Below are 8,857 nucleotides of genomic sequence, written 5' to 3'. Positions count from 1 at the left end.
CAATCAACTTGGCACCGTTCAATCTCGGCATTTGATCTTGTAAAAGCGCCTGTAAAAGCGGAGATATGCCCTGCATTTCTCCAATACAATGCTTCCAATATGACTGTACATGCTCTTCCGTACATTGTTTATTAACGGTTTGAATAGAAAAAGAAACACTCGCAATATGAGAAAAAGCTGAAGACATGCGAGCATGGAATAACTCATAAATCTCAAAAGGTAATAACCCTTCTAAAGAAAAATGGAAATGCCATTTTTTTTGTTCTTTCTGAATGACGAGCTTTTCAATCGCTGCGTTTTCAAAGTAAGGAACAATTTGATCACTCGTCAGCTCTAACTGCTGCAGCAGCAACTTAAAACGCTCTTTTTTTCCTAGCGTTTGTGCTTCCAAGTTTTCTGCCTCCTTTTATAAATGAGTGCAATCTATTTTAACATAAATGACTTCTATTCTGTCATATGTTCTGTTTATAAACATAAAAACAGCAGGGATACAAATCCCCGCTGCTTCATTACTTCGCTAGCAGTTCTTTCACTGTTGAAACAAGATTGTCAACTGACACTTCTAATGACTCCCCGGTTTTGCGTACTTTTACTTCTACAATTCCTTCAGATGCACGTTTACCAACTGTTACTCGAACAGGAAGACCAATTAGATCTGAATCTGCAAATTTTACTCCTGCACGCTCTTGGCGGTCGTCTAACAGCACTTCAAAGCGATTATCTAATAACTCATTATATAATTTCTCACCTAGTTCACGCTGTTCATCATTTTTCACGTTAACTGGAATAACGTGCACATGATAAGGCGTAACAGCTTCCGGCCATAGAAGACCGTTTTCATCATTAAATTGTTCTGCAATCGCAGCTACTGTACGAGAAACACCGATACCATAGCAGCCCATAATCATTGGCTGGCTGCGTCCGTTCTCATCTAGATACGTTGCTCCCATCGCTTCACTGTAGCGCGTTCCTAGCTTAAAGACGTGTCCGACTTCAATACCTTTAGCAAACTTAATAACGCCTTGTCCATCCGGTGACTGATCCCCTTCTTGGATGAAGCGGAAATCTTCGTAAGTTGCATTAAAGTTACGTTCATTCACATTTGTGTAGTGATAACCTTCTTCATTTGCTCCGCATACACCGTTAGCAATTGCTTTTACCGCATGATCAGCTACCACTTCTACTGAATCACTTACTCCAATCGGTCCTACTGAACCAACTGCGCATTTTAATACTTCTTTTGTTTCTTCTGGAGTTGCCAGTTCAACAACGGAAGCTTCAAAATAGTTTTTCACTTTAATATCGTTTACTTCGTGGTCCCCGCGAACAAGTACAAGCACAAAACGATCATCTACTTTAAATAAAAGTGACTTGATACAAGAAGTCGCTTCAACATTTAAGAAAGCAGCTACGTCTTCAATGCTATGCTGATTTGGTGTTTCTACCTTTGTTAATTCTTTTTCAGCTTCAGTTGATTTTTCATAGGTATTTACAACCGGTGCCATTTCAACATTTGCTGCATAAGAAGATGTATCTGAATAAGCAATTGTATCTTCCCCGATTTCAGAAAGAACCATAAATTCATGCGTATCTTTTCCGCCCATTGCACCTGAATCAGCGATAACCGCACGGAAATTTAATCCGCAGCGCTCAAAGATGCGGCTGTAGGCAGCAAACATTTTGTCATATACTTCATCTAAACTTTCTTGAGAAGCATGAAACGAATATGCATCTTTCATAATAAATTCACGACCGCGTAATAAGCCAAAGCGTGGACGTTTTTCATCGCGGAACTTCGTTTGAATTTGATATAAATTTAGCGGTAAACGTTTGTATGACTTCACTTCGTCACGAAGCAAGCTTGTGATAACTTCTTCGTGTGTTGCTCCCAAAGCAAATTCACGGCCGTGACGATCTTTCATACGCATTAACTCAGGTCCATATGAATACCAGCGGCCAGACTCTTGCCACAATTCAGCTTGTTGTAAAGCAGGCATCAATAATTCGACAGAACCTGCACGGTCCATCTCTTCACGAACAATTTGTTCAACTTTTTGCAACACGCGCTTACCAAGCGGTAAAAAGCTGTACACGCCGCTTGCATTTTGGCGCATATAACCTGCGCGCAATAGAAGCTGATGGCTTTTTATATCCGCATCAGCTGGCACTTCTCTTAATGTAGGAATCAATGTAGAACTTTGTCTCATAACCTCGCACCTCTTTGCTTACTTCTCTATCTTATTTTTTTAAGGCGGACCATGCCGCAATTTTCATATAATCAGCGAGGGAATATCCCTCGCTGAGCGTATGTCTTATAAAAAGAACTTTTGAATATCGTTCCACGTTACAACGAGCATCAACAGCATTAATAAAGCAAAACCGATAAAATGAACAATCCCTTCTTTTTGACGATCAATTGGCTTACCGCGAATTCCTTCTACAGCGAAGAACAACAGTCGTCCTCCATCTAAAGCAGGAAGTGGAAGCAAATTGACAATCCCTAAGTTAATACTTAAAACGGCTGCCCATTTCATTAGATAATAAATGCCTGACTGTGCTACTTGATCGGTTGCTGCGTAAATACCTACAGGACCAGAAAGCATATCCAGTTTGAACTGTCCTGTCACAAGCTTCCCTAGACCCGTTAAGATTTCTTTCATCCACGTATATGTTTCAGTAGCTCCGTGCGTGATCGAACCAATGAATGACTTTTCAACCGGTGCATATACGCCAATTAGTCCAATTGTCTGTTCCCCAACTTTGCGACTTTCAGGTGTAATCGGAATATCTAGCGTTTTGCTGCCGCGCTGAACCGTGAATGTAATTTGCTGTTCAGGATGTTTTTGAATTACTTTTACGACATCATCCCACGTTGAAACACTTTGTCCATCAATTGCTTGAACTTTATCTCCTTGTTTAAGTCCCGCATCAACGGCTACTCCATCTGATGTTAATTTGCCCATCACAGGTTTGTCAACAACATATCCTTGAGAAATCCCAAGAACGATAAAAATAACAAAGGCTAATATAAAGTTCATTAGCGGACCAGCGAAAATGGCTAGCGCACGCTGACCAAGAGTTTTGGAAGCAAACTGACGGCTGTAAGGTGCAATTTGAATTTCTTCTCCGTCCATAACGAAGTAAGATTCTTCTGCTACCTCAAATTTTTGCAGACGTTCATCTTCACCTTCTTCATAACCTGAAATAAATAGATTATGCTCTAAGTCTGCTTGCTCTACCTCAATAACTTTTGCATTTGGATGCTGTTCCTTGTTGTTAATAATGACTTTATTTACTTTGCCTTCCTTATCAAACATGAGGCCCACCATTTGACCAGGCTTAACTTCGATCATTTCTGGGTCTTCTCCAGCCATTCGAACAAATCCACCTAGAGGCAGCAAACGAATGGTATAAACTGTTTCATCTCGTTTAAATGAAAAGATTTTGGGACCAAACCCAATGGCAAACTCACGGCATAAGATGCCTGCACGCTTTGCAAAAACTAAATGACCAAGCTCATGAAAGAATACAAGAGCTCCAAAAATGACGACAAACGCAATGACTGTGTTCAATGGGTATTACCCCCTTCATGTAATAGAGTCAAACCTCCACCCACCAGAAATAAGTGAGTGGCTTCTCTCGCACGCACATTATCGAGAGATGGCGGATCTAACAAACTCTCTTGCTTCTAAATCTACTTCTTTAATAGTAGATAAACAAGGTTTCTGTATTACAGTATGTTCATTCATTGCTTTTTCAATCACATCTTCAATTTGTAAAAATGTAATGTGACCATCTAAAAAGGCTTGAACAGCTTCTTCATTAGCTGCATTTAAAACAGTCGGAAGTGTTCCACCCGCTTTGCCAGCCTCAAACGCAAAAGCTAAACAGCGAAAACGCTCTTCATCCATTTTAGCAAAGTGAAGCTGACCAATATCCGCCAAACTTAAACGCTTGGTGTTAGGTAAAGACATGCGTTTTGGATACGTTAACGCGTATTGAATTGGCACGCGCATATCAGGCGTTCCAAGCTGAGCAATAACGCTTGTATCAGAATACTCTACCATAGAATGAATGATGCTTTCTTTATGTAACAATACATCAATTTTCTCATAGGGAAGATCAAAAAGCCAATGTGCTTCAATCACTTCTAGTCCCTTATTCATCATCGTTGCCGAATCAATTGTAATTTTAGCTCCCATCGACCAGTTTGGATGATTTAACGCATCTTCAACCGTTACTCCCTGTAGTTCTGCTCTCGTTTTATCTCGAAAGCTCCCTCCAGAAGCCGTTAAAATTAAACGGTCTATTGCTTTTTGATCTTGCCCTTGCAAACTTTGAAAAATAGCTGAGTGCTCACTGTCTACCGGTAAAATATCAGCGCCATATTCCTTGGCTGCTTCCATGACAAGGTGACCAGCGGTAACAAGTGTCTCCTTATTTGCAATAGCAATCGTTTTTCTCATTTTGATTGCTTCTAGCGTAGGAGTCAACCCTACACTTCCAAGCACTGCATTTACTAAAACTTCTGTGGATGGATGAGTTGCCACTTCCACAAGCCCTTCTTCTCCATAAACAAATCGAATAGAAGGGAATTCTGCTTGCAGTGACAGACAATCTTCTTTCTTCATCACAGAAACAAGGGATGGCTTACACTGCTGAATAATCTTTCTTGCTTCATTAATATTTCGACCTACAGAGATTGCTGAGAGCTCAAAATGCTCCGGATGCGCTCTAACAATATCAACGGTTTGAGTACCGATTGAACCTGTAGCTCCTAACAAGGAAATTTTCTTCAAGTATATTCACTCCTATTAAAACAAAGACATCTTTTTTATAGAGATAATAAAAAAGCTAAAATTGGCATGATGAACATTAAACTGTCAAAACGGTCTAAAATCCCACCATGACCCGGTAAAATTTTCCCTGAATCTTTTACGCCATAGTGACGTTTGAACGCTGATTGTACAAGATCACCCATCTGTCCAAATAACGATACGATAATACCAATTACAAGTAATTCAATCATAGTTTGATCAATATTTGCTAACAGCTTAAATACAATGGCTACTACAATAGCGCATACGACGCCACCAACAAAACCTTCAATTGTTTTATTGGGACTGATTTCCGGCCATAGCTTTCGTTTCCCCATTGCTCGTCCAATAAAATAAGCTCCGGAATCCGTCGCCCAAATAATAAGAAAAGCAAAGAACAAATAAGCTAACCCGAACTCTTGACGAACCTCGATAAAATAATGAAAGCCAAAGCCAACATATACTGTCGTTAATAAAATAAACCCAACGTCATCGAAGGTAAATTTATTTTTAACTACAACCGTGTACATTAATAAAAGAAGGACAGCAGCAAGCGCTACTTCTATCTTATGTTCACTTAAGAATTGAAATGCAACATCTCTTCCATTTGGTAGTAAAAACACCCAGGTTAGCAATAAACTAATGATACTTGGAAAAGACATTGCTTTCAAATGTTTCATTTTTAAAAGCTCAATTACACCAACTGTTCCGATTACATACATGATAAGGGTAAAAGGTAACCCTCCAATTAAAACAATCGGCACAAATACCGCAAGTGCTACAATCGCGGTGATAATGCGCTGTTTCATCTTGTTTTCCACACCTTCTTATACACCACCAAAGCGGCGACCGCGCTTTTGAAACGCCTCGACTGCTTCGATTAAATGATTTTCTTTAAAATCTGGCCATAATACTTCTGTAAACCAAAACTCTGTGTAAGCTAGCTGCCAAAGCATAAAATTACTTAAGCGAAGCTCACCGCTTGTACGAATAAGCAAATCCGGATCTGGAAGGCTTTTGCTCATTAAATAGGAAGAAAATAAATTTTCTGAAATAGAAGAGGAAGCTACCTTTCCCTGTTCTACATCTTCTACCAATGACTGAATAGCGCCCATGATTTCGTGACGGCTACCGTAATTGAGCGCAAAGTTTAAAATCAGCCCTGTGTTATGCTTTGTTTTTTCAATTGCGTTATCCACGGCTCGAATCGTATGGGCAGGGAGCTCACTTTTATCCCCCATAATACGAACTTGCACATTTTTTTCAATTAGCTCAGGCAGAAAGGTTGTTAAAAATTCCTCTGGCAGTTTCATTAAAAACTCGACTTCAGTTTTGGGGCGCTTCCAATTTTCAGTGGAAAATGCATATAAAGTTAATACTTTAACACCTAATTCATTGGCCAATCTGGTCACATGACGCACTACCTTCATTCCTTCATGATGGCCCATCATGCGAGGAAGAGCTCGTTTTTGCGCCCAACGACCGTTCCCATCCATAATAATTGCAATATGTTCAGGAACAGGGTGCTGTTTCACTTGATCTTTTCGTTCTGACAAAGACAGTGTATTTAAATTTTGACTTTTCTTCCATGCTTGAAATTTTCTTAACATGCAAAGGTCCCCCGTTGTACGCTCTCACATAAACGTGTGGCTTATGTGAGTTTTTTCTTACTACACATTATTAACAAAAAAACCCCCTGTAAACAATAGAGGGTCTTTTACAATATATTTTACCTTGAAATGACTTAAACTGCCATAATTTCTTCTTCTTTATCTTTCGCCACTTTATCCACTTTTACGATATGATCATCCGTTAGCTTTTGAATGTCATCACTGTAGCCGCGTAAATCGTCTTCAGTAATTTCACCTTTTTTCTCTAACTTTTTAAAATCATCGTTTGCATCACGGCGTACGTTACGAACCGCAACTTTTGCTTCTTCAGCATATTTTTTCACCATTTTCACTAACTCACGACGACGCTCTTCCGTTAAAGCAGGAATCGATAAACGGATAATAGTTCCATCGCTTGTAGGTGTTAACCCTAAGTCAGATTTTAAAATAGCTTTTTCAACTTCACCAATTTGTGATTTGTCATAAGGCTGAATAACAAGCATACGAGCTTCAGGCACGCTTACTTGCGCCAATTGGTTAATTGGTGTTGGTGCACCGTAGTATTCTACCGTTACGCGGTCAAGAAGTGACGCGCTTGCACGTCCAGCACGAATTGATGCTAGTTCGCGGCTAAATGATTGAATTGCTTTTTCCATTCTTTCTTTTGCGTTTTGCAACACTTGTTTTGGCATGTTTATTTCCCCTTTACAATTGTTCCAATGTTTTCGCCTGTAACGGCACGTTTAATATTGCCTTCTTCCGTAATTGAAAAAACAATTAGCGGAATATCATTGTCCATACATAATGAAGAAGCTGTAGAATCCATAACAGCTAGTCCATCTTTTAAAACATCAATATACGTTAATGTTTCGTATTTTACAGCATCAGGTACAAGCTTAGGATCCGCATTATAAACGCCATCTACGTTGTTTTTAGCCATTAAGATCACGTCAGCTTCGATTTCAGCTGCACGCAAAGCTGCTGTTGTATCTGTAGAGAAATAAGGGTTTCCTGTACCCGCGGCGAAAATAACAACGCGTTTTTTCTCAAGATGACGAACAGCTTTTCTTCTAATATAAGGCTCTGCTACTTGTCTCATCTCGATAGAAGTCTGAACTCGTGTTTGCACACCAATATTTTCTAAGCTATCTTGAAGAGCCAAAGAGTTCATTACTGTTGCTAGCATTCCCATATAATCAGCAGCGGCACGATCCATACCCATTTCACTGCCAATTTTACCACGCCAAATGTTTCCACCACCAACGACTACAGCAATTTCCACACCTAATTCATAAACGGCTTTTACTTGTTCAGCAACAGATTTGATGATAGATGGGTTAATACCAAAACCCTCTTCACCAGCTAATGCTTCTCCACTTAACTTTAATACGATACGATTATATTTTGCTTGACTCATGCTTACCTCCATCGTTAACGGTGAGATCTCTTTTGTAAAAAAGGGAACACACAGTGTTCCCTATACGGTCAAACCCTTACTTTTTAACTTGGTTCATTACTTCTTCAGCGAAGTTGTCTTGACGTTTCTCAATACCTTCTCCTACTTCAAAACGAACGAAGCTTTCAACAGTAGCGCCTTTGCTCTCAACGAACTGACGTACTTTTTGATCAGGATTTTTAACAAATGTTTGATCTAGTAAGCAAATATCTTCGAAGAATTTGCCAAGGCGACCTTCAACCATTTTTGCAACGATTTTTTCTGGTTTGCCTTCGTTTAATGCTTGTTGAGTTAATACTTCGCGCTCACGCTCAGTTTCTTCAGCAGAAACTTGGTCACGAGAGATGTATTTAGGGTTGATTGCAGCGATGTGCATAGCAACGTCTTTTGCAACAGCTTCTTCAGTTGTACCAGATAATACTGTTAACACACCGATACGTCCGCCAGCATGTAGGTAAGCACCGAATGCATCAGCATCAGTTTTTGTTGCTACAGCGAAACGACGTAGAGATAATTTTTCTCCGATTGTAGCGATTGCAGAGTTGATGTGTTCTTCAACAGTTGCACCGTTTTCCATTTTTTGAGTAGCAGCTTCAGCAGCGTCAGCTGGTTTGTTAGCTAAGATGTGAGCAGCTAATTCTTTTGTTAATTTTTGGAAACCTTCGTTTTTTGCAACGAAATCAGTTTCAGAGTTAACTTCTAAGATAACAGCTTCGTTACCTTGAGTTTCGATGTAAGTTAGACCTTCAGCAGCAATACGGTCTGATTTTTTAGCAGCTTTTGCAATACCTTTTTCACGTAAGAAATCGATTGCTTGCTCCATATCACCGTTAGTTTCAGTTAACGCTTTTTTACAATCCATCATACCAGCGCCAGTTTTTTCACGTAATTCTTTTACCATTTGAGCAGTAATTGCCATAATGTGTAGCCTCCTTGTTTGGGTATGTAATTAATGTATATAAATGGGTTAAATC

Annotated in this window: 9 protein-coding genes; all 9 read right to left on the bottom strand. The window is 39.6% G+C overall.

Annotated features, from left to right (window positions below; genetic code table 11):
* A partial coding sequence (locus AC1DRF_RS11590) for a PolC-type DNA polymerase III N-terminal domain-containing protein (RefSeq protein ID WP_477740785.1) occupies positions 1-391 on the bottom strand: 391 nt, incomplete at its 3' end.
* Between the two features lie 118 nt (positions 392-509).
* Entirely contained in the window at positions 510-2,207 is a 1,698-nt protein-coding gene (locus AC1DRF_RS11585) for a proline--tRNA ligase (RefSeq protein ID WP_043976515.1), read from the bottom strand.
* A 105-nt stretch (positions 2,208-2,312) separates the two neighbouring features.
* Positions 2,313-3,572 carry an RIP metalloprotease RseP gene (rseP, locus tag AC1DRF_RS11580; protein ID WP_043976513.1) on the bottom strand — a complete coding sequence of 420 codons (1,260 nt, stop codon included), beginning with the start codon at positions 3,570-3,572 and terminating at the stop codon, positions 2,313-2,315.
* Positions 3,573-3,650: 78 nt separating this feature from the next.
* Positions 3,651-4,799 carry a 1-deoxy-D-xylulose-5-phosphate reductoisomerase gene (gene dxr / locus AC1DRF_RS11575; protein WP_477740784.1) on the bottom strand — a complete coding sequence of 383 codons (1,149 nt, stop codon included), beginning with the start codon at positions 4,797-4,799 and terminating at the stop codon, positions 3,651-3,653.
* 35 nt (positions 4,800-4,834) lie between these two features.
* On the bottom strand, positions 4,835-5,626 hold the full coding sequence (locus tag AC1DRF_RS11570; protein ID WP_014458463.1) for a phosphatidate cytidylyltransferase: 792 nt from the start codon (positions 5,624-5,626) through the stop codon (positions 4,835-4,837).
* A gap of 18 nt (positions 5,627-5,644) precedes the next feature.
* On the bottom strand, positions 5,645-6,427 hold the full coding sequence (locus tag AC1DRF_RS11565; protein WP_427075202.1) for an isoprenyl transferase: 783 nt from the start codon (positions 6,425-6,427) through the stop codon (positions 5,645-5,647).
* A 134-nt stretch (positions 6,428-6,561) separates the two neighbouring features.
* Positions 6,562-7,119, bottom strand: a complete 558-nt coding sequence (gene frr, locus AC1DRF_RS11560; protein ID WP_013058847.1) for a ribosome recycling factor — start codon at positions 7,117-7,119, stop codon at positions 6,562-6,564.
* A gap of 2 nt (positions 7,120-7,121) precedes the next feature.
* Positions 7,122-7,844: a UMP kinase gene (gene pyrH, locus AC1DRF_RS11555; RefSeq protein ID WP_013058848.1), complete on the bottom strand. Its 723-nt coding sequence runs from the start codon at positions 7,842-7,844 to the stop codon at positions 7,122-7,124.
* Positions 7,845-7,920: 76 nt separating this feature from the next.
* Positions 7,921-8,802, bottom strand: a complete 882-nt coding sequence (gene tsf, locus AC1DRF_RS11550; protein WP_013058849.1) for a translation elongation factor Ts — start codon at positions 8,800-8,802, stop codon at positions 7,921-7,923.
* Between the last annotated feature and the right edge of the window lie 55 nt (positions 8,803-8,857).

This window comes from Priestia sp. P5_B4 (assembly GCF_056400385.1).
This window is presented reverse-complemented; position numbering and strand designations above follow the sequence as displayed.